This is a genomic window from Pseudomonas sp. NFACC02 (assembly GCF_900110765.1).
Classification (GTDB): Bacteria; Pseudomonadota; Gammaproteobacteria; order Pseudomonadales; family Pseudomonadaceae; genus Aquipseudomonas.
The window spans coordinates 120,251-142,433 of the sequence record NZ_FOEO01000011.1 but is presented as its reverse complement, the minus strand read 5'-3'; the positions used below and the strand labels follow the sequence as shown (position 1 = coordinate 142,433).

General features: G+C 58.9%; 14 protein-coding genes and 3 tRNA genes. 6 read left to right on the top strand and 11 right to left on the bottom strand.

What is annotated here, in order from left to right; all coding sequences use genetic code 11:
• From BMY73_RS12415 to BMY73_RS12395, 5 genes are all read left to right on the top strand, one after another.
• Window positions 1–4,314, top strand: a 4,314-nt coding sequence (locus BMY73_RS12415) for an RHS repeat-associated core domain-containing protein (protein ID WP_092407363.1), incomplete at its 5' end; no start/stop codon positions are given.
• A gap of 377 nt (window positions 4,315–4,691) precedes the next feature.
• Window positions 4,692–5,243, top strand: a complete 552-nt coding sequence (locus BMY73_RS12410; protein ID WP_062390584.1) for a fimbrial protein — start codon at window positions 4,692–4,694, stop codon at window positions 5,241–5,243.
• Window positions 5,244–5,373: 130 nt separating this feature from the next.
• Window positions 5,374–6,126 carry a fimbrial biogenesis chaperone gene (locus BMY73_RS12405; RefSeq protein WP_175500175.1) on the top strand — a complete coding sequence of 251 codons (753 nt, stop codon included), beginning with the start codon at window positions 5,374–5,376 and terminating at the stop codon, window positions 6,124–6,126.
• Between the two features lie 30 nt (window positions 6,127–6,156).
• Window positions 6,157–8,676 (top strand): fimbria/pilus outer membrane usher protein, encoded by a 2,520-nt coding sequence (locus BMY73_RS12400; protein WP_256571171.1) that lies wholly within the window; start codon window positions 6,157–6,159, stop codon window positions 8,674–8,676.
• Window positions 8,677–8,742: 66 nt separating this feature from the next.
• Complete coding sequence (locus tag BMY73_RS12395; RefSeq protein WP_092407359.1) at window positions 8,743–9,843, top strand: fimbrial protein; 1,101 nt, start codon at window positions 8,743–8,745, stop codon at window positions 9,841–9,843.
• Between the two features lie 37 nt (window positions 9,844–9,880).
• On the opposite strand, the gene BMY73_RS12390 is transcribed toward BMY73_RS12395, so the two are convergent.
• The 5 genes from BMY73_RS12390 to BMY73_RS12370 form a co-directional block, all read right to left on the bottom strand.
• On the bottom strand, window positions 9,881–12,436 hold the full coding sequence (locus BMY73_RS12390; RefSeq protein WP_092407357.1) for a hypothetical protein: 2,556 nt from the start codon (window positions 12,434–12,436) through the stop codon (window positions 9,881–9,883).
• Between the two features lie 52 nt (window positions 12,437–12,488).
• Complete coding sequence (locus tag BMY73_RS12385; RefSeq protein ID WP_092407355.1) at window positions 12,489–13,940, bottom strand: hypothetical protein; 1,452 nt, start codon at window positions 13,938–13,940, stop codon at window positions 12,489–12,491.
• A gap of 221 nt (window positions 13,941–14,161) precedes the next feature.
• Window positions 14,162–14,246 (bottom strand) — tRNA-Leu (locus BMY73_RS12380).
• 57 nt (window positions 14,247–14,303) lie between these two features.
• A tRNA-His gene (locus BMY73_RS12375) sits at window positions 14,304–14,379 on the bottom strand.
• A 61-nt stretch (window positions 14,380–14,440) separates the two neighbouring features.
• Window positions 14,441–14,517: transfer RNA gene (locus BMY73_RS12370), tRNA-Arg, on the bottom strand.
• Between the two features lie 308 nt (window positions 14,518–14,825).
• On the opposite strand from BMY73_RS12370, the gene folD reads away from it, so the two are divergent.
• Window positions 14,826–15,680: a bifunctional methylenetetrahydrofolate dehydrogenase/methenyltetrahydrofolate cyclohydrolase FolD gene (folD, locus tag BMY73_RS12365; RefSeq protein ID WP_092407353.1), complete on the top strand. Its 855-nt coding sequence runs from the start codon at window positions 14,826–14,828 to the stop codon at window positions 15,678–15,680.
• 60 nt (window positions 15,681–15,740) lie between these two features.
• Here folD and BMY73_RS12360 read toward each other — a convergent pair whose 3' ends face one another.
• From BMY73_RS12360 to BMY73_RS12335, 6 genes are all read right to left on the bottom strand, one after another.
• Entirely contained in the window at window positions 15,741–17,546 is a 1,806-nt protein-coding gene (locus BMY73_RS12360; protein WP_092407351.1) for an ABC transporter substrate-binding protein, read from the bottom strand.
• A 156-nt stretch (window positions 17,547–17,702) separates the two neighbouring features.
• Window positions 17,703–17,975, bottom strand: coding sequence for a DUF2160 domain-containing protein (locus BMY73_RS12355; protein WP_062390287.1), 273 nt, complete (start codon window positions 17,973–17,975; stop codon window positions 17,703–17,705).
• 11 nt (window positions 17,976–17,986) lie between these two features.
• The gene (locus BMY73_RS12350; protein ID WP_371914971.1) at window positions 17,987–18,805 is read right to left on the bottom strand and encodes a carbohydrate ABC transporter permease; all 819 of its coding nucleotides are present in this window, start codon (window positions 18,803–18,805) and stop codon (window positions 17,987–17,989) included.
• A gap of 10 nt (window positions 18,806–18,815) precedes the next feature.
• Entirely contained in the window at window positions 18,816–19,682 is an 867-nt protein-coding gene (locus BMY73_RS12345) for a carbohydrate ABC transporter permease (RefSeq protein WP_092407349.1), read from the bottom strand.
• Entirely contained in the window at window positions 19,675–20,805 is a 1,131-nt protein-coding gene (locus BMY73_RS12340; protein WP_092407347.1) for an ABC transporter ATP-binding protein, read from the bottom strand. Before BMY73_RS12340 ends, BMY73_RS12345 begins: the two co-directional genes overlap by 8 nt.
• A complete protein-coding gene (locus BMY73_RS12335) occupies window positions 20,805–21,899 on the bottom strand; it encodes an ABC transporter ATP-binding protein (protein ID WP_092407345.1) in 1,095 nt (364 codons plus the stop codon). The genes BMY73_RS12340 and BMY73_RS12335 overlap by 1 nt, the downstream gene beginning before the upstream one ends.
• Between the last annotated feature and the right edge of the window lie 284 nt (window positions 21,900–22,183).

The following is a 22,183-nucleotide window of genomic DNA, read 5'->3' as shown; positions in this document are numbered from 1 at the left end:
CTCGGCTTTGGCGCCCAGGGCCTGATCTGGAGCGATGACGGTCAGGACAACCTGTACAAGGTCAGCATCCCCTATCAGTACACCACCACCGAAATCCTTTACGACAACGTCCAGAAGCGCGACGTGCGGCGCATTCACCGGGTCTTCAACCGCTTTCACCTGCTGGTCAGTGAAGAAACCCGGCAGAACGACAACGTCCTGTTGCTGGAAAACAGCTACTACGCCGACCAGAGTCCCAACCTGAGTTTCGATCAGCAGCCGGCCCAGTGCCAACTGGTCACCGAAGTGCGCAAGACCTGGTACCTGCGCAGCAGCTCGGCCAACAAACGGGTGGAAACCACCCTCACCGAGTTCGACGCCTACGGCAACCTGCTGGTGCAGACCCTGCCCACCGGCATCCGGGAGATCAGCAGCTATTACCCTAAGGAAGGTGGCGATGGCTGCCCAGAGGACCCGGACGGCTTCGTGCGCACACTGAAGGAAAAACGGGTTGAACCGGCCAGCACCCGGCATGACCTGCGGCTACGCGACACGCGCACGCATTGCGTGGTGGCAGGCCTTCAAACCGCCTTCGCCAAGTCCAGAAAGGCGAAACGCGACTTCGGCGTTCCGGCACCGACCCTGCTCAGCGTCTACCGCTACAGTGAAAAACCCACCCTGGGCAGCACGCTGAGCAAGTGGCTGGCGCTGGACAGCGAAACCCTGCTGCAAGTGGCGGAAAAGGTGGACGTGAAGGACCAGAAGGACGTCGAACTGCAACGCACCGAAACGCAATACATCGATGATGTAAGTGAGCCGTTTCTGTTCGGGCGCATCAGGCGAGAATCACAAACCCTCAACGGTGAAACGTCGCACACCGACTACAGCTATGTGAATACCATTCAAAAACGCGGTGCAGAGCAGGTTCAGAAAACGACGAAAACCCTGTCGACCGCGTTCTCGAATCCTGACCTCAACGCAACCAAAACCGTCACGCTCGAACACTCATTGCTGACCGGTCTGCCGTTGCTTGATCAGGACGAGAACGACGTCGAAATCAACTACCGTTACGATGCCCTGGGCAGAGTCGTCGAAGAGATTGTTTCCCCCGGCACCTCCTATGAAGCCCGTCGTCTTTACACTTACACGCTGTGCAGCCAGCCAGGCGACAAGGCCTTACAGTCAGCCATGGACGTCAATGACGTCACCACGCATACGGAACTAGACGGGCTGGGTCGGGCGATTGCCGAATACCATCAAAACATTTATCAGCCAGCACCCGAGCTCCCGAAAGCTCAGACGAAGACCGCCAATGACGGCACCGTGCCTACGGACCAGGCCATGCGGCGTCGGGCGATTGCTGAATACCATCAGAAAATTTATCAGTCAGTCCCCGACTTCTTGAAGGTTCAGGCGTGGAAGTACAACGCTTATGGCCAGTTGGAACAGGAAACATCCTGGGATCACTGGCAACCGGACCAGGGACAGACACTGCAAACGCTGGAACTGACATCGACCTATGCCTACAACGACTGGGGGGCAGTAACCCGAATCACGCGCCCGGATGCGGTGGTGGACGTCAGCGAATTCGACCCGATCACCCTGAAACGAACCCACTGGCAAGAAACGGAAACAACCCTTTCACTCTGGAGTGAAACCGTCAGCAACGGCTTCGACAAACCCCTTAGCGTCAGGCAAAAAACAGGTGAACACTACCTGGAGCAGACTTACGCCTACGATGGTCTTGGCCGGTGTGTCGAAAGCACGGACCCCATGGACCACACCAGCGGTTTCGAGTACGACGCATGGGGACGGCTGCTGCACACTCATCTGCCCGACATGACCGTGGTCAGCAAGACGTATGCCCCGCATACCCGCGAAGCCCTGCCGATCAGCGTGCGGATCGTGCCGGACAACGAAGCATTGCCCAGCGTGCTGGCAGGTGAACGACTGTTTGACGGGCTCAACCGGCAGGTACAGCTCAAGGTCGGCCCGCGGACGAGCACATACGGTTACAACGGCAGCCAGATGAACGTGAGTGAATACGTGACCCCGGCTGGCGAGCGGCTGCAGTACAGCTATGAGCTGGGTCTTACCAGTCTGCCGCAAACCTGTACCACATCCGATGAAGACGCCACCTTCAGCTATGACTTCAAGACCGCCCAACTGACCGCGACCCGCAGCAAACAGGGTGTGCACGCTTTCAAATATGATCTGGCCGGGAACCTGAGCAGCGAGAGCTGGACCGATATCAACCGTCTGGCAGGACGCGCAACAGACAGCGGCAAGGCCGAACCGTTTTCGGTGACCTACAACAACTCGTTGAGGGGACGGCAGATCAGCCGTATCGATGTGAGCGGCTTGCAAACCCGGTACGAACAAGACGCGCAGGGCCGGGTAAAATCCATATTTCAAGGCCAGTTGCAGGCTGAGTTCAGCTACGCGGCGCAAGGTTGGCTGAGCTCGACCACCTGCACCGATCTCGGCAGCGGAGAACAGATCCACACTGCGCTGGAACATGACGACCTGGGTCGCGAAATTCTGAGAACGCTGAGCATTGACGGCCAGGTACCGCGCAGCATCGAGCAGCATTATCAAGCGGACAGCAAACTGATGGCGCGCACGTTGCGCGAAGGTGATGTGACGCTACAGGCGGAAACCTTCAGTTACGACCTGCGTGGACGCCTCAAGGTGTACACCTGCGCCGAGCCCGCAGCGTCGAGCCCTGCCGAAACCATCGCCCGGCAGGACTTCTCCTTCGACACTCTGGACAACATCACCGCCTTGTCCACGACCTATGCCGACGGTCGCACTGATAAAACCACCTACCACTTCAATCCGGCAGACCCCTGCCAGTTGACCGAGATTCGTTATGACGATCCGAAGAAGCCGGCCGTCCAGCTTGTATACGACGACAACGGCCACCTGACCAGGGATGAGCATGATCAGCAGTTGGCGTACGACAGTCAGGGCCGTTTGCTGAGTGTTGCCGACAAGGTGGGTCAGATAAAAGCCCGGTACCGCTATGACGGGCACAATCAGCTCATGGCCGTTACGCATGGGCAACAGCCCGAATCGCTGCGCTTTTATCAAGAGGGCCAACTGACCAACACGCTGCAGGCCGGCACAGCGATCAGCTACCTGAGGGAAAGCGGACGGCCCTTGGGGCAACAGACACCGGGCGACGACAGCCAGACGCTGCTGCTGATGACCGATCCAAAATATTCGGTTATTGGCGAATGCCAACAAAAAACCACGCGCCATGTGACATACGACCCGTACGGTGAACCACATGGGGACGAGCCGCTGCAAAGCTTGCTGGCCTTCAACGGCGAGGTGCGCGATGCCGTAAGCGGCTGGTACTTGCTGGGCAAGGGTTATCGCGCCTACAACCCGACCCTGATGCGGTTCCACAGCCCTGATTCCCTCAGCCCCTTCGGTGCGGGCGGCGTCAATCCCTACGTGTATTGCCTGAGCGATCCGATCAACGCCGTCGACCCCAGCGGGCACTCACTCAAAAGCTGGATTGGCGTAACACTGGGTCTGATCGGCATTGCCGCAACAGTGGTCACCGCGGGCGGCATGACCCCTGTCGCTGGAGGCCTGGTCGCATGGGGCCTATGGGGGGCCGGTGTCGGTACCGGCGTTGCTTCCGGCGTGACCGGAATCATGGGGTCGATGGACGAAGACCGGCAACACGCCCGAACGCTGGATAACGTCAGCATCATTACCGGCGTGGTATCGATGCTGTTCAGCGCGTTTTCAGCGGCGGCGAACTTCAGCAAGACCGGGAAGCTTCATGGTTTTGTGGGTTCGGCGAAAGAAGGGGCGGATGATGCTGCGGGTGGCGCTTCGAGAGGATCGTTCGGCCTAGAGGACTGGGACGTCTTGCCTGAAAAATTTGAGGCTAAGGCGACTACGTATCGTATCCCCCGTCCTGAACTGACCTTACCACACTCATCTAGAAGATCCTCCGTCCGTTCCGCTACGAGCATATCGAGCGATGAATTCGCACCTCTGACGCCTCCCGGAGGCGTAAAGACTCCCGAAAAAGTGGCACAAACGATACCGAAAACGGGAATCTCGAGTACACAGACGGAAACGAACACCGCAGTGGTCGGCACGCAAACGGAAACTGTCGAGTTTGGTCATGCAAGCACGCAAACTGCGATTGACGTGGATACGCCTGTTCCCAAGCCCGCGCCTGCAGTTCCGGTAAAACAATCCATCCCAGAGAAAGACAGGTTCTGGCCTTATCAGACGTCAGACAAAATCGTGAATGGTTCAAAAACGATTGACCGGGCGCGCAACATACGAAGAGGCCCACAATCCTGAGTCAAAAAACGTAATGCCCTGCCCCCTCCTCACCCAAAAGAAGGGGTGGCAGGGACGTAGTTTTACGGAGAACAACCATGGCCTTGGGCGGTCACGCAAGTCCACCATTGCCGTTTGCTGCATCACAGCACAGCCTCTCAACGGCCACTCGCTTGATGAAAAGTTACACCTTGCATCCATCGCAGTAACACCTTGCTACAACCACCGCGCTCACTTTGAGAGTTCTCTCATATTGCCGTGACGCCCATCTCCTTAAAGTGCGCCCCCACCAGCAACGTGCCCGGCAGCATTGCTCGTCTGCTGTCCGGCGTGAGGCCACACGGCTTCAACGTGCTGGTTCAGGTATCGAGCCACACTTTCAAGGAATTATAGGTGTCATGAAAAAGTCATTCGCGATCCTGCCCCTGGGGCTGCTCCTGGGCTTTGCAACCTCTTCGGCCATGGCCAAGGACGGAACCATCAACTTCGTGGGCAAGATCGTTGCCAACACCTGTCCGATCGAGGTCATCGATCCGGGCAGCGGCAATGTCAGCAGCAACGTGTCCATGGGTGAAGTGAGCACCGGCTCACTGGCGTCTGTCGGTGACGAGGCCGGCGGCGGCGCGTTCCAGTTGAAGATTTCCCCGGATGCAAATTGCGTGGTGGGCCCGGGCAAAACCGCCACCGTGACCTTCAACGCTGTGCAAGGTAGCGACCCCAGCGGTGAAAACTACGCCATCAAAACCGGTGCCGGCGCTGCGGACGGTGTGGCCATCGTGATCAAGGACGCCAAGGGACTGCCGGTCAAGAACGGCCTGCAGTCCTCGGTCTACCCCATCGATGACACCAACGAGAGCCTGCTGTACTTCACGGCCTTGTACAAACGGATTGGCACGCTGACACCAGGTCAGGCTGACGCCGACGCCGATTTCACCGTTCACTTCCAGTAATCACGGCCTGCCAGGCAACCGGTCCGGTGTGCAGTCAGCACCGGGCGCGGTTGCCCGCGCCCATTGATTCAGGCCAAAGGCCGGTATCGCTCTGCGGCGCGTTAACGCCCCACTTCAAAGACAGCCTCTCATGCCGATGTACAAAGGGCGATTCGTGCCCTCCCAGCCCTTGCGCAGCCTGTGCGCCGCACTGTTTTTCATGGCTTACCTTCCCGCCAGCCACGGCGCCCTGACCCTCAGCGGCACACGCGTGATCTTTCAGAGTGACAAACGCAGCGTTTCGCTGACCGTGGCCAACCCCAGCAACGCCACCTACGCGGTGCAGACATGGATCAACACCGCCGCAGACGACCACCTTACGCCCGTTCCCTTCCTGGCCTCCCCTCCCTTGTTCCGGTTAGGCCCCGGCAAGGAGCAACACGTGCAGATCAGCGCCCTGCCCCATCAATTGCCCAAGGACCGGGAGTCGTTGTTCTTTTTCAACGCCCAGGAAATCCCGCAGACCGACACCCGCGAAGGCAACAAGCTGACCATCGCCCTGCGCTCACGCATCAAGTTTTTCTACCGCCCCGTCGAGCTGAAGGAAAACCCGCTGGACGCGCTTGAGCGGCTGACCTGGTCGCTCATCACGACCGACAAGGAACGTCATCTGGTCGTCGATAACCCCACGCCGTTTCATGTCTCGTTCATCACCCTGGACCTGCTGGACAAGGGCCGCATCCACAAAATCGACGACACCCCCATGGCCGCTCCCTTTTCGCGCCAGACCTACCCGCTGGGAAGCTTCGTGCCAGGCGCCGAGGCGCAGGTCAGATTTTCGGTGATTTCCGATTACGGCGGTTTCAGCAAACCCCTCACGCAATCGCTTACTGCGAACCGTTGACGGTCGCCCTGTTACTTGCGGAATACCACTATGCCTCTCTTCTTCAGACGTCTGCGACACCCCGGCAGGCCGTCCCGTCTGCACTGCGCAATGATCGTCGGCAGCGGGCTGAGCCTGCCGTTCAGCGGTTCTGCCACCGCTGCCCCCCTCGAATTTCAGTCCTCCTTCATGCGCCAGCTCGGCGACGAACAAGATGGAGCGCTGGCTCTGCGCAGCCTGTCTAACGACGATGCGCTGGCGCCAGGTCGCTATCAAGTGAGCATCAGCGTCAACCAACAGTATTTCGATCACCGCGAACTGGCGTTTACCGCCGGCAGCGATGAGCGGCTGAGCGCTTGTCTGTCTCGCCCGTTGCTGGAAGAGATGGGCGCCAGGCTCGATGCGCTCACCACCGACGAAGGGCTGCAAACAGACTGTATCGACCTGCCGCGACTGATTCCGGGCGCGACCGTCGAGTTCGACGGCAGCCGTCTGAAGCTGAACATCTCGATCCCGCAGATCGCCATGCGACGAGATGCAGCCGGGTATGTCGATCCCTCGCGCTGGGATCAAGGCATTAACACCGCTTTCGTCAATTATCAGGCTTCGGCCCAGCAAAGCCGCAGCGACCTCAACGGACGCAAGCACGGTGCTGATCTGTACCTCAACAGTGGCGTCAACCTGGGTGGCTGGCGCCTGCGCAGCAACCACTCTCTGCGGCACGACTCACAAGGCTCGCGTGACTGGAACAGCGCCTATACCTATGCCCAGCACGATCTGCCCGGGACGTTCGGCCAGCTCACGCTGGGCGAGACCTTCACCCCCGGCGACGTCTTTCGCAGCCTGCCGATCCAGGGAATCAATCTGCAATCGGACATGGGCATGCTGCCCGACTCGATGCAAGGTTATGCCCCGGTCATCCGCGGTGTTGCCCAGACACGGGCCAAGGTCGAGATTCGCCAGAACGGCTATCCCATCTACTCCACCTACGTGCCTCCCGGACCTTACGAGATCAACGACCTCAATGTCGCCGGTGGCAGTGGCGAGCTCGAGATCGTGGTGACCGAGGACGACGGTCGCGTCCAGCGCTTCACACAACCCTACGCCACACTGGGCAACCTGCTTCGCGAAGGGGTCTGGCGCTACAGCGCCAGCCTGGGTCGCTACAACGACCCGGCCGGTCAGCAAAATCCGCTGTTCTGGCAAGGTACCGTGGCAACCGGACTGCCTGGCGGCACGACGCTGTACGGCGGGCTGCTCGGCAATGCGTTCTACACCGCGAGCAATCTGGGCGTGGGTCAAAGCCTGGGCCGGTTCGGCGCGCTTTCCTTCGACGTGACACGCTCCAGCACCGACATCGATACCCGAGGTGTCGGCAAGGTCCAGGGCAGCAGCTATGCGCTTAAATACGGCAAATCGTTCGAAACCCGGACCAACCTGCGTTTCGCCGGCTATCGCTACTCCACCGAAGGCTATCGCGATTTCGACGAAGCGGTGCGTCAGCGCAGCCAGGACCAACGTTACCAAGGCAACCGCCGCAGCCGGCTGGAAGCTGCGGTCTACCAGAACCTGGGCAAGGCCAGTGCGCTAAGCCTGACGCTGTCTCAGGAAAACTACTGGGGCCTCAGTCAGGAACAACGCCAGTTTCAATTCAGCTTCAACACGCAACACAACGACATCAGCTACAACCTGTACGCTTCAAAGTCACTGACTGATCGTGGCTACGATGATCGTCAGATTGGCCTGAGCATCAGCATGCCGCTGGGCTCGACCCGGCGCAGCACGACCGCCACGTTCGACCTGCTGGACAACGGCAAAGCGCTCAGCCAGCGCGCCAGCCTGTCGGGCCGGACCCTGGATGACCGTCTGAGCTACCGCGCCGGTCTGGCGAACAGCGAAACAAGGGAGAAATCCACCTCACTGAGCGTCGGTTATCAGGCGCCTTTCGGCAACGTGGGCGCCGGCATGACTCAGGCAAGCCATTACTCACAAGCGTCTGTCAACGCCAGCGGGGCTTTGCTGCTGCACGAGGACGGGCTTGAAACTGGCCCGTACATCGGCGAGACCGCGGCTCTGATCGAAGTCCCGGGCGTTGCGGATGTCGGCGTATTGAACGCAGGTCAGGTCAGAACCAATGAACGCGGCTATGCCCTTGTTCCCTACATGCGCCCTTATCGAGTCAATAGAGTGGTGCTCAATACCGATAACCTCGGGCCGGATGTCGAGATCGAAAACGGTGTCACTCACTTGGTGCCGCGACGCGGTGCTGTGGTTAAAACCACTTTCGCCGCACAGGTGGTGAAACGACTGGTGGCGACCTTCCACGACAGCACAGGATCTCCGCTGCCCTTCGGCGCCCAGGTTCACACCACCGACGGGCAGGCACTGGGCATAGTCGGTCAGGCAGGCCAGGCCGTTCTGAATGTCGGCCACGGCAAACAGGGTCTGGTCGTGAAATGGGGCGAGAAAGCCACACAGCGGTGCGAATTCGAGATCGATCCCGATGAGTTGCCAGAACAGCAGGGCTATCGCTTGCAAACCCTGATCTGCGCAGCCAATGAAAACGCTTGAGTGGCATCTTTTTACTTCAGTAGCAGCCGGCCTTGCACGGTTGCTGCTTCCTGGATTCGGACACACATGAACAGACTTCTCCCATCGCTGATGGCGATTTCGGCACTGAGCAGCCTGCTGCCGTTCTCTCACGCCCAGGCCAATGACATTAACGACGGTTGTTTCTGGCAAAACGACCAGTACGGCCCCATGCAGTTTACGGCTGACATTGGCCCGGTTTTCGTGCCCAGAGACGCGGCCATCGGTGACGTCATCGGCACGCTCGACAAGCTTATCTGGGTGAGGCAGGGTCCCGGCGCCGTAACACTCCTGTGCCATACTCAGGTCGTGCCCGTCATCAATCTGAATGTCCGGAACACCGCACCGGCCTTCTCCGGCAGCTTGCCACCGATCGGAGGTGACAACAGCGACGGAAAGATTCTCACGACGTCGATTCCCGGCGTCGGCATCCGGGTGAAACTGGGCCAACCTGTCAGCGGGCCTCAAGACCTGTGGAACCTGGATGGCCCGCCCATCGTTCCTTACAACGGCTATATCGACGGCTCCATGTTTTTCTACTGGCAGCAGAGTTCAATGGATGCCTACATCACGCTGGTGAAAATCGGAGATATTGCGCCGGGTCCGCAGATGCTGGATGGACGCGAACTGGCCCAGGGTTTATACACCGGTGTCGGCAAGGGTTGGTCGCTGTCGGTGACCGGCACGGTGACCCAGGCAGAATGCTCAGTGTCCAGTACGCCGGTCAGTGCCGATCCCGTGGATCTGGGCGAGTGGCAACAGTCGGACTTCACAGGTCCGGGCTACACGACCCGGGCAACCCCCTTCACCCTCACCTTGAACAGTTGCATCTCCGATCCGGCCAGCGGCGGCAGCGTCACCACCGCCAATATTCGCCTGGACGGCGTCAACGGCTCGGTCCCCATCGGCGATCCAATGAATGGCGTTTTCAGCCTGAGCACCGATTCAACCGCCGAAGGTGTAGGCATACAACTGCTGCTCGCGGACGCCAGCACGCCGGTGGGCCTCGGCGTCGAGGTGCCGTTGCAGGCCATCAGCCCGAGCGGGGACACCGTTTTGCCGTTCAATGCCCGGTTCTACCAGACGGACGCGTTGGTCAAGGCCGGCCAGGCCAAAGGCGCGCTGGACTTTACCATCACGTACAAGTGAGCGGTCAGCAGCCGTCGTTCACCTCGGCAGCCTCGACTCAGGTCAACGGAACAGTCACGGTAAGAGGCCCACAATCATAGGGCTGTGGGTCGTCTCCATAGGTTGTCCTGAGGATCAGTTGATAGCGTTTCCCGGCTTCCAGGTGTATCAGGTATGGGACAGGCGGAAAAAAGCCACAGAACATCAAGGTCCCATCACACAGAAGCGTATAACAAGGCTTTTCAGACGTGGTCGGTGGTTCCCACGTCAGGGTGATGCTCCCAATGCCCACGGCCAGCGCCCTGAACCGGGTAACGTACCTGGATGCCGTCGGCTGTCGTGGAATGACAAGATGAGCACGCAGCTCGTAGCCGTCATCATCAAGTCGCGCCCGCACGATGCCGAAACCACAATCAGCGATGTGTGGATAGCGATAGATCCCGTTTTCGTCCACTGAACCGTCACCGGCAAACAGCGTCCAGTCCGCGCCATCGTAAGGCACCAACTCCCAGTCTTCATTTTCCGCGAGCAGCAGCAACCTTGCGCTGCCGGGCGGCCCTTCCCATTGCGGGTCGACGATGATGCGGGCTGTATCAGGTCGCCACTGGGTCAGGACAAACGAACGCGAAAGCGCACCTGGATAGGTGTTGCTGGTGAACTCGATCCGGTCCAGGCTCAACTCATTGATCTTGTCAGTGGTGCCGGGATCGAAGCGGTAACTGCCCGGCTTGTCAGCGTTGGCCGCCAAGGAAGGTGCAATCGCTGGCCACTGCGGTATGAGACGCGCCTCCACCGCCGACCTGTCGAGCGCACCCGCCATCACCTCACAGCGATCACCAGGACGGACTATTTGAAAAACCGGGTCCACGGCAATCGGTGTTTTGAGCACGGTGATCAAGGCGTGTGCCTGGCGGCCCTGCTGATCGTGAGCCGTCACGACGATACGTCGGCTCGTTTCGTCCGCGTCCGCCATGTCAGGGGCCCGATAGCGACCAGCATCGATAAGGCCAACGTTCTTCGGATCGTCACCACCGTCGCTGCTGCGCAGCATCCACTGGGCAACCGGTACATTGCAGGTGAAATTCAGGGTGCCGTTCGCACTGAGCACTGAATCATCGGGAGACAGAGACGGCGTGTCTTCATTGGCATTGATATCGCCAAAACACACCAGATCCTGAGGAACGTCCACCTCTTTCGTGCGGATACTTTTCGTGTCAGCAAACAGCACTGCAATCAATTCTCCTACGGGCAGCGTCATAGAGGGAAAAGAGTCGAAGGTGCGCTTCACTTCGCTCGCGATACGTGCCCGAAAATGAGACTCGACCTCAGCACTGTTTATAGGGGAAGGCGCATGCATGCCGGAGCAAGTGACCGAGGATGCGTATGAAGACTGTTCAAATACAATGGCCGCACTGTCAGGTTTCAGCGCCGCAACAAACTCGGCGGTCACCGTGAGATCAGCAAGATACTCCCCCGAGTTACTGGTCGTTTCCGAATAAACCGATGCGGGATGGGAGCACGGCCAGCCCATTCCGAAGGAGTACCACGGTCTCTGATGTTTCTGGTCCCAGGCCAGCCCTAACGTGCCACCGTCGATTGAAAGCCTCAGCGATGAAACTGAAAAGGTTTTAGTGTAGTCGGTCACACTCGCCGTGGAACAGGACGGCCCGCTCTGCCATCCGATTCTGTAAGTTTCCAGACTGAAATGAGTCCAATCGCCATTGGCTTCAGCATACACCCCGGTATTGGACGCCGTGGTGACCTGAAAACTGACTCCTTCATCAATGTGAGCGCCAATCGGCTCGGTTAGCAGCGTCAGCAGTTTACGCGTCGACAGCAACAGCACCGCTCCGAATGCTTCCTCTGGAATCAGATACCTGAAGCCCTCCGGCGTTGGCATCCTCCCCGGCGCGTTCCCTGCAAAGTTGATGAACATCAGCACGGCACCGTCACCGAAGTTCTGCGCACTTCTCACGCTTGCACCGGGTGCGCATTGCGTCCTGATCTCAAAACTGTCGACCGCAAACGACCCGTCACCCCGGGCAATGGTCCCCAGGTTAAAACGCCGGCTCTGGGGCAACTCGGCAAAGCGGTCCTTGAAGAACAACCCCGTCTGGATCTGCCCCACCTCATCGTTCGCTTCAAACAGGCTGGTGGAGAAGCCATACGCGCCGGTCAGGTCCAGGTACAACTCACCCGCCCTCGTGCTGTTTCCGTCGGTTTTGCCGAGGTCGATGTGCATGAACAGTTCTGGACTGAAGAGCGGTATCAATTCCTGGATTTTTTGCACGACGCCACTTTCACCCACCGTCACGACTTGCCCCCCCACAATACGCAAGGTGATGCGTGCGCTGGATTCATCGAGGTCAGCGTCCTCGAATGACAGCAAGGGCGGCCCCAACTGCACATTGCGCAGGTGCTTGACGACACCCCCACCATTTATGTCCCCCTGCATCAAGGGAAAGACCGGAGCGTCGGCGAGATGGGCGATGAACTGCTGCCTGAGCAATGCATTGGCCTCCTTGCGGCTATAAGCAATCACCGCATCCCAGCCGAAGGTTCTGGTGCCGCCCGACAGCCACTCAAGCAGCTCGCCTTTTGAGTAGTTCGCCATCTTGATGGTCCTCGGTGCGCCCAGTCGGCGGACCTTGCTGAATAGGCCGCCTTCAATCCACCAGCAGTTTGGAAAGGACGGGGAAGTCCGTGGGCTCCACCGCGTCGTCAAACCGGACGGTGACACACACCGTGAAGGACTCGTCGACCTTCATGCGCGCCAGTTGATCACGGGGTAACGCGATGCCCTTGACCCCCGCCGTCACTTCGCTGGCGCTCACCGGACGCTCGACCACCAGCTCATAGATGAAGTCCAGACCCGATGGGTCTACGGCCTCGATCCAGGCCGAGACCTTTTGATCCGCTGCAATGAACACCCATTTATCGAGAGAAAAGTGGCAACCATCAGGCACCGCAGACAAGGACAGCGGCGTGCCGCCAGGGGCCTCGTCGCATCGAATCTGTGAAAAGCGACTGACCGGAAGCACCGCCCCTACGGACAGATGCAGGAACGGCGAGCGACCGACGACACCACTGCCCGGAGCATTCAATTGGTAATACACCTCAACGGTCTTTAAAAAGTTGGCAGGCACCGCACTCGCAGGCACGGGAAATTCAAGAGAACCCGGCGGCTGCGCAACGCTGGTTTCGTACTGCCCGGTGACGCCGGTGCCCCTCCATATGACGGTGATCTCCTCATTGGGATTGATCACCGCGCTGGTCGGCACTTGTACCACCACCCCCGAGGTCGCATTGAGGGGATTCAGGCTGACGTTTGGCCCTGCGCCCGGCGCCTCCATGACCGTGGGCCACGGCAACACGCGGGACTGTGCCAGGACCAACAGTTCTACCGGTGTCGATGACTGGCTTAGATTTCCGGCGCGGTCACGCACGTCATAAACGGCAAACCGCCTTCCGTCCCCCCGGTCCCGGATCGTTATGCCCTCGAACATGACGGTCAGCGGCGAGCCGATATCCAGTGGCTCGACGGTCTTCTCACCGGCAAGCGTCGACGTCGTAGCGTCATCGCTCCAGTAAAAGCGTATGACATCCCCGGGCTTGATCTGGACGTAATCAGGAACCTGCGCCTGAAGCGTATCGCCATGGCCAACCAGCCAGTCCGCGGTGACACCATCGCTGATCACCTCCGGAGGAAACCTCAACTCGCTGATCGGGTTCAAAAATGGCGATGTGGTATCGATGGTGAGAGTCAGTGTTTGCGAATCTGTTGTCACGCCGGCATCCGTGATCACCTCATACCGAAGGTTGGGGTGCCCTTCGACCAGAAAAGCCTGAGGCACCAGGATGAACAACTCATCCTCCGGGATGTCGGTGTCCCAACATTTGGTTTCAATGGAGGTATTGTTCCAGAACAGCGTCAGCGTCCCTCCATTACCGCTGTTGGCCCACTTCTCGAACGTGACGTTCAAAGGCGCGGACAATGCGCTGACCGGCAGGAGGTTTGCTTCCCCGCCGGGTACGTCGGGCAGCGCTTGGGGTACCCTCGGCGCGGCAAGCAGAGCCTGAGGCGGATTGGCGTCAATGTCGGAGCGGCTTCTAGGCATGATGTTGAATCCCTGGCGAACGCTTCATCCACAAGCGGATGAAGCGACCGGCAAAACCCGCAAGCGTCAAGGGGATTGAACACCGGAGCACGGCGGCTGCCTACTAGCAGAAGTATCAGGTTGGGTGACGTCGGGAGGGGAAACAGCAGGCATAAAAAAAGCCGCACCAGGCGGCTTTTTGATCCCATTGAAGGCTGATGGCACTTCTCAGGGTTTGTAGCTGGTGCGGACGGAGAGACTCGAACTCTCACACCTTGCGGCGCTGGAACCTAAATCCAGTGTGTCTACCAATTCCACCACATCCGCGTTTTGAAGCGCTTAAAGCAAAGGCGCCAGATTATGAATCTGGCGCCTTTTCGAATATGGGGTGGACGAAGGGGATCGAACCCTCGACAACGGGAGTCACAATCCCGTGCTCTACCAACTGAGCTACGCCCACCATATTGCGTTGTAACCGACGCATTCAACCTGAACGCTACTTGTGCCAAAGCTGCCGTTAATGGCGCACCCGGCAGGACTCGAACCTGCGACCATCCGCTTAGAAGGCGGATGCTCTATCCAGCTGAGCTACGGGCGCTTATTTAATCTGCGTCTCGCGACTGCAAATTAAGAGCTTTCAATCACGCTGAGCCGATCTGAACTCTACCTGACTTAATCAACCTTTCGACCTGATTAGCCGCTTCCGGCTGATCCTGTGTGGGGTTGTGCCCGACAAGTGCGACGAATCTTATAGACGGCCCGAAAGGTCGTCAACACTTTTTTCTAAAAAATTCAGTTAATTAAAGGGGTTAGCTTATTAAGCAGACCAACCGCCTTTGCCCTTGCGTCAGGTCATGCGAGAATACGCGCTCTTTTTCCCTCCCTTCCGATGGTTAATCACGCGTAATGACTGCAAAACTAATAGACGGCAAAGCGATCGCAGCCAACCTGCGCCAGCAGATCGCCCAACGAGTCGCCGAACGTCGCGAGCAAGGGCTGCGCACGCCGGGCCTCGCGGTGATTCTGGTCGGCAGCGACCCCGCCTCTCAGGTTTACGTCTCGCACAAACGCAAAGACTGCGAAGAAGTCGGTTTCATCTCCCGCGCTTACGACCTGCCCAGCGAAACCACCCAGACCGAACTGACCGATCTGATCGACCGCCTCAATGACGATCCGGCCATCGACGGCATCCTGTTGCAACTGCCCCTGCCGGAACATCTGGAGTCCTCCAGCCTGCTGGAACGCATTCGGCCCGATAAGGACGTCGACGGTTTCCACCCCTATAACGTCGGCCGTCTGGCCCAGCGCATCCCGCTGCTACGCCCGTGTACACCCAAAGGCATCATGACCTTGCTGGAAAGTACCGGTGTCGATCTGTACGGCAAGGACGCAGTGGTGGTCGGCGCGTCCAATATCGTCGGTCGTCCAATGGCGATGGAGTTGCTGCTGGCGGGCTGCACCGTGACCGTGGCCCATCGCTTCACCCAGGATCTGGCCGGACACGTGGGCCGGGCCGACCTGGTGGTGGTAGCCGCCGGCAAACCGGGCCTGGTCAAGGGCGAGTGGATCAAGGAAGGCGCGATCGTCATCGACGTCGGCATCAATCGTCAGGACGATGGCAAGCTGGTCGGCGACGTCGTCTATGAAACCGCCCTGCCCCGCGCCAGCTGGATCACGCCGGTTCCGGGCGGCGTAGGCCCGATGACCCGCGCCTGCCTGCTTGAGAACACGCTGTACGCGGCAGAAACGTTGCACGGCTGATCGGCAAACGGCGCAAACGAAAACGGCACCCGAAGGTGCCGTTTTTTGTTTCCCTACTGCTTACTTCTTCGCTGCTTCCCAGCTTTTCAGGAGATCGGAGTACGCGATGGTTTCGCCCTTCGGTTTCTCGTTAGCCAGCTTGCGTTGTGGCGCGAGGAAGGCACCGTTGCTCTTCTCGGCCTTGGTGTACCACTCTTCAGCCGAGGTTTCCGGGTTCATCTTCGGCGCACAACCGCTGGCCTCCTGAACCTTGGAGCGCTCGATGCGGGTCATGATCGCATCCTGGTCCTTGGCCAGACCGTCGAGCGCCGCCTGCGCGGTTTTCTCGCCGGTGACCGCTTCAGCCACGTGACTCCACCACAGCTGTGCCAGTTTCGGATAATCCGGAACGTTGGTGCCGGTCGGCGACCACTGCACGCGGGCCGGACTGCGGTAGAACTCGACCAGACCACCCAGTTTCGGCGCCAGCGCGGTCATCTCCTTGGAGTTGATGTCCGACTCACGAATAGGCGTCAGGCCGACGATGGTTTTCTTCAGCGACACCGATTTGGAGGTCACGAACTGCGCGTAAAGCCAGGCCGCCAGACGCTTCTTCTCGTCGGAAGACTTGAGGAAGGTCCACGACCCCACGTCCTGGTAACCCAGTTTCATGCCTTCTTTCCAGTACGGGCCTTTAGGCGAAGGCGCCATGCGCCATTTCGGCGTGCCGTCGGCATTCATCACCGGCAGACCTGGCTTGGTCATGTCGGCGGTGAACGCGGTGTACCAGAAAATCTGCTGAGCGACGTTGCCTTGAGACGGCACCGGACCCGATTCGGAGAAGGTCATGCCGGCCGCTTCCGGCGGCGCGTAGGCCTTCAGCCAGTCGATGTACTTCTGCGTGGCATACACAGCGGCCGGGCCGTTGGTGTCGCCGCCACGGGTGATGCTCGAACCGACCGGATGGCAGTTCTCGACACGGATGCCCCACTCGTCCACCGGCAGGCCGTTCGGCAGGCCTTTGTCGCCGCTGCCCGCCATGGAGAACCACGCGTCGGTGAAGCGCCAGCCCAGCGACGGGTCTTTCTTGCCGTAGTCCATGTGGCCGTAGACTTTCTTGCCATCGATTTCCTTGACGTCTTCGCTGAAGAACTTGGCAATGTCTTCGTACGCCGACCAGTTCACCGGAACGCCCAGCTCATACCCGTATTTGGCTTTGAATTTTTCTTTCAGGTCAGGACGCTCGAACCAGTCCGCGCGGAACCAGTAGAGGTTGGCGAACTGTTGGTCAGGCAGTTGATACAGCTTGGCCGGGGTGATGACCTTGCCCGAGGCATCTTTGACTTCAGGCGAGGTGGTGAACGAGGTGCCGATGAAGTCCTTGATGTCCAGCGTCGGCGAGGTGACTTTGGCGCCTTCCGGGCTTGCCATCAGGTCGGTCAGAGACAGCGCCTTGCCATAACGGAAATGGGTACCGATCAAGTCGGAGTCGTTGACCCAACCGTCATAGATACTTTTGTCGGACTGCATGGCGGTCTGCAGCTTCTCGATGACATCACCTTCCTGCAACAGGTCGTGGGTCACTTTGATGCCGGTGATTTCGGTGAAGGCTTTGGCCAGGGTTTTCGATTCATATTCATGGGTGGTCAAGGTTTCGGAAACCACCTTGATGTCCATGCCGCGAAACGGTTCGGCAGCCTTGATGAACCACTCCAGTTCCTTGAGCTGGTCAGCGTCGGACAGGGTCGTCGGCTTGAACTCGCTGGCCGCCCACTTCTTGGCCGCATCTTCGTACTGATCGGCCCAAGCCGAAACGCTCAATCCGCTGAGCATCGCCATCGTTGCTACCGTCACACTATGTCGCAGCTTGTTTTTCTTATTGAACATAGACACCTCCAGTGTTGATTCTTATGTATTCCTGCTTTGCCTTTGCTTTGTAGGAGCGCACTTGCCCGCAATAGGGCGTGTCGGTTGACGCATCGTTCGCAGACAGACCGCAATCGCGGGCAAGCGCGCTCCTACACCAGAACGCGTTTCAGACCTTCAACCCCACCGCATGACCACCAACAACCAGACCAGAGACAGCCCTGAGGCGACCCAAACGCTCCAGTCGGTTGCACCAATCACCAGCAGATGCAGGTAGGCGCTGCCGAGAAGACCGATGAACAACCGGTCGCCACGGGTCGTGGCAATCGGCAGGAAGCCGCGACGTTCGATGCTCGCCGAGCGCAATTCCCAGACGGTCATCGCAACCAGAATGGCGGCGATGGACGCAAAGAAAATGGCGGTCGGCAGTGTCCAGGACATCCACTCCATTTTTCGACTCCTCAGACACGGCCAAGGGCAAAACCCTTGACCACGTGATTACGAACGAACCAGATCACCAGCATGCCCGGCAGAATGGTCAACACTCCAGCTGCCGCGAGCACGCCCCAGTCGATCCCCGAAGCTGACACCGTGCGCGTCATGACGGCGGCGATGGGCTTGGCGTTGACCGATGTCAGGGTGCGCGCCAGCAACAGCTCGACCCAGGAAAACATGAAGCAGAAGAACGCGGTCACGCCGATGCCCGAACCAATCAACGGGATGAAAATCTTCCCGAAGAACTTGGGAAAGCTGTAACCGTCGATGTAGGCCGTTTCGTCGATCTCCTTCGGTACACCGGACATGAACCCCTCAAGAATCCACACCGCCAGCGGCACGTTGAACAGGCAGTGCGCCAACGCGACGGCAATATGGGTGTCGAACAGACCGATGGACGAATAGAGCTGGAAGAACGGCAGCAAAAATACGGCCGGTGGCGCCATGCGGTTGGTCAATAACCAGAAGAACAGGTGCTTGTCACCGAGAAAACGATAGCGTGAAAACGCGTAGGCCGCTGGCAATGCCACGCTCAGCGATATCACGGTATTCAGGCAAACGTAGTACAGCGAGTTGATGTAACCGCTGTACCAGCTTTCGTCAGTGAAAATCACCTTGTAGTTCGCCCAGGTGAAATCCTGCGGATACAGGGTCAGACCGCCGAGTATCTCGGTGTTGGTCTTGAACGACATGTTGACCAGCCAGTAGATCGGCACCAACAGGAACAGCAGGTAGATCCACAACGGCACAACCTTTTTCCACGGCAGCGTTTCGCGCTTGTTCATGAGCCGCTCCTCAGTTCTTTTCGCCGTGGGTCATCGCGGTGTAGAACACCCACGACACCAACAGAATGATCAGGAAATACACCAGCGAGAACGCCGCCGCCGGCCCCAGGTCGAACTGCCCCAACGCCATGGTGGTCAGGGTCTGGCTGAGGAACGTCGTCGAGTTACCCGGGCCGCCCCCGGTGAGCACGAACGGCTCGGTGTAGATCATGAAGCTGTCCATGAAGCGCAACATCACCGCAATCAGCAGCACGCTTTTCATCTTCGGCAGCTGGATGTGCCGGAACACGGCCCAGTTCGACGCCCGATCGATACGCGCAGCCTGGTAGTAAACGTCCGGAATCGCCCGCAGACCTGAGTAGCACAGCAACGCGACCAGCGAGGTCCAGTGCCAGACGTCGATGATCAGTACGGTGACCCAGGCGTCCGAGGCATTGGCCGCGTAGTTGTAGTTGATGTGCAGGATGTCATTGAGAAACCAGCCCAGCAGGCCAATGTCGCCACGGCCGAAGATCTGCCAGATCGTGCCGACCACGTTGAAAGGGATCAGCAGCGGAAGGGTCATGACAATCAGGCACACCGAGGACCAGCGGCCCTTGGTGGGCATGGTCAGGGCGATGGCGATGCCGAGCGGGATTTCGATCAGCAGTACACACGCCGAATAAATGAATTGACGCAGCAGCGAATCATGCAGGCGCGGGTCCCGCAGCACTTGCCTGAACCAGTCGGTGCCGACGAAGTACCGGCTGGACTGGTCGAAAATGTCCTGCACCGAATAGTTGACCACGGTCATCATCGGAATGATGGCGCTGAACGCCACCAGCAGAAACACCGGCAGCACCAGCCACCAGGCTTTGTTGTTCTGCACCTTACTCATGGGGCACCTCGCTGACCGGCGCTTGATTCGCGTCGGCTTCCAGCAGAAATTCGTCGGCGTACAGCATCAACCACTGCGCGGGGAAACTGATCCAGGCCTGACCTTGCGGCACGGGCTTGTCCTCCGGCAGCCGGACTTTCAATGACTGTCCGGCCAGGTTCAGGGTGAGGATCTTGTAGGTCCCCAGGTCTTCGACGTAGGTCACGTCGGCGCACATCGCGTCATCGAACGGACCGTCCCATACGTGCACGAACTCGGGACGGATCCCGACCTTGAGCGTGCTCCAGCGGGTGGCCGCCAGACGCTGTTGCAAGGCCTCCGCCAATGGCAGATGAATACCGCCGAACCCTACGCCGCCCGGTTCCGGCGTGACCTCGATCAGGTTCATGCCGGGGCTGCCGATGAAGTAACCGACAAAGGTGTGATGCGGCTTTTCGAACAGCTCGCGCGGTGTGCCGAACTGCACGATCTGGCCGCCGTACATCACCGCAATCTTGTCGGCGAAGGTCGACGCCTCCAGTTGATCGTGAGTGACGTAGACCATGGTGATGTTGAACTGCTCGTGGATCTGCTTGAGTTTGCGCCGCAGTTTCCATTTCAAGTGCGGGTCGATCACGGTCAGCGGTTCGTCGAACAGAATCGCCGAGACGTCGTCACGCACCAGACCGCGCCCCATCGAGACTTTCTGCTTTTCGTCAGCGGTCAGGCCCTTGGCCTTTTTCTTCAGCAGCGGTTGCAGGTCCAGAACATCGGCGATTTCCTGCACCTTGGTCTGAATCTTCGCTTCCGCCATGCCCTGATTGCGCAACGGGAACGCGAGGTTGTCGTACACCGTCATGGTGTCGTAGACCACGGGGAACTGGAAAACCTGAGCGATGTTGCGCTGCTCGGGCGACAGGTCGTTCACCACCGTGGCATCGAACATCACCTGGCCTTCCGACGGGCTCAGCAGGCCGGAAATGATGTTGAGCAATGTCGATTTGCCGCAACCGGACGGCCCCAGCAAGGCGTAAGCGCCGCCCTGCTCCCAGATGTGAGTCATCTCGCGAATGGCATAGTCTTCAGGGCCGCTCGGCGTGGCGCTGTAACTGTGTGCGAGTTGTTGCAAGCGGATCTCGGCCATCAGGCAACCCTCGCCATGCGCAGGCCCGGCGCCTGGATAAGGCCGCCCTGCTGATCGAATACGAACAGTTTATGAGTCGGGATGTACACGCGGATCGGCGTATCGACGTCGTACTCGTGAACACCCGGCAGGTGCAGCACCAGCGAAAAGTGCTCATTGCGCACGTGCAGGAAGGTTTCCGAACCGCTGATTTCCGCGAGTTCCACGGTCACCGCCAGTTCGAGGTCGTCATCGTTGGACGGCACCAGGCTCAGGTGGCTGGGGCGCACGCCGAAGCGGTAATCGCCGTCGCCGATCTTGCGCAGATCGACATTGAGCGGAAAGTGCACGAAGTTGGCGAAGCTCACTTCATTGCCATCGATGCGGCCCGGCATGAGGTTGATCGGCGGCTCTGAGAACAGCTCGGCGGCCAATACGGTTTTCGGCTGGTGGTAGACCTCGGGCGTCTTGCCGCTCTGGATCAACCGGCCTTCGTGCAGGATCGTCGTCGTCCCGCCCAGCGCCAATGCCTCGTTGGGCTCGGTGGTCGCGTACACCGCGATGGTGTTGCGGGTCTCGAACAACTGACGCATTTCCTGACGCAGCTCTTCACGCAGCTTGTAGTCAAGGTTGACCAATGGCTCGTCGAACAGAATCAGCTCGGCATCCTTGACCAGCGCACGCGCCATGGCCGTACGCTGTTGCTGGCCGCCGGAAAGTTCGAGCGGGTAACGGGTGAGGAATTTTTCGATCCGCAGCATCTTGGCGGTTTCCCGCACGCGACTTTCGATTTCGTCCTTCGACATCTTCGCCTGACGCAAGGGCGAGGCAATGTTGTCGAAAACGGTCATGCTCGGGTAGTTGATGAACTGTTGGTAAACCATTGAGACGTTGCGACGGCGCACCGCAACCTGGGTGACATCTTTGCCATTCATCAGTACTCGGCCGCTGTCTGGCTTGTCCAGACCGGCCATCAAGCGCATCAGGCTGGTTTTGCCTGATAAGGTGCGCCCCAGCAATACGTTGAATGAGCCGGGTTCGAAGCTCAGCGAAGCATCGTCGATCCAGATCTGACCGTCGACGGCGCGGCTGACGTGCTCAAGCGTGAGAGACATGGCGTGCCCTTTTATCTGTTCTTATTAGGGTGTTGCTCAGGTGGAGCGTGTTCAGGGTCATGACATTCGTCGACCCATTGTTGGATAGCGACAATCGTGCCAATCAGCGTTCGTAATCGCGCATCCGTACCAAAAGCCCGAAATAGAGCCTTCAGCGCTTAAAACGAAGCATCACCACATTCGTTGCTGAACATAAATGAACAGAAAAAGACTGAACACCTGAACAAAATGAACATTGACTTTGAACAATCCTGAACAACAATGGGTGAACGTTTCGAGCACGG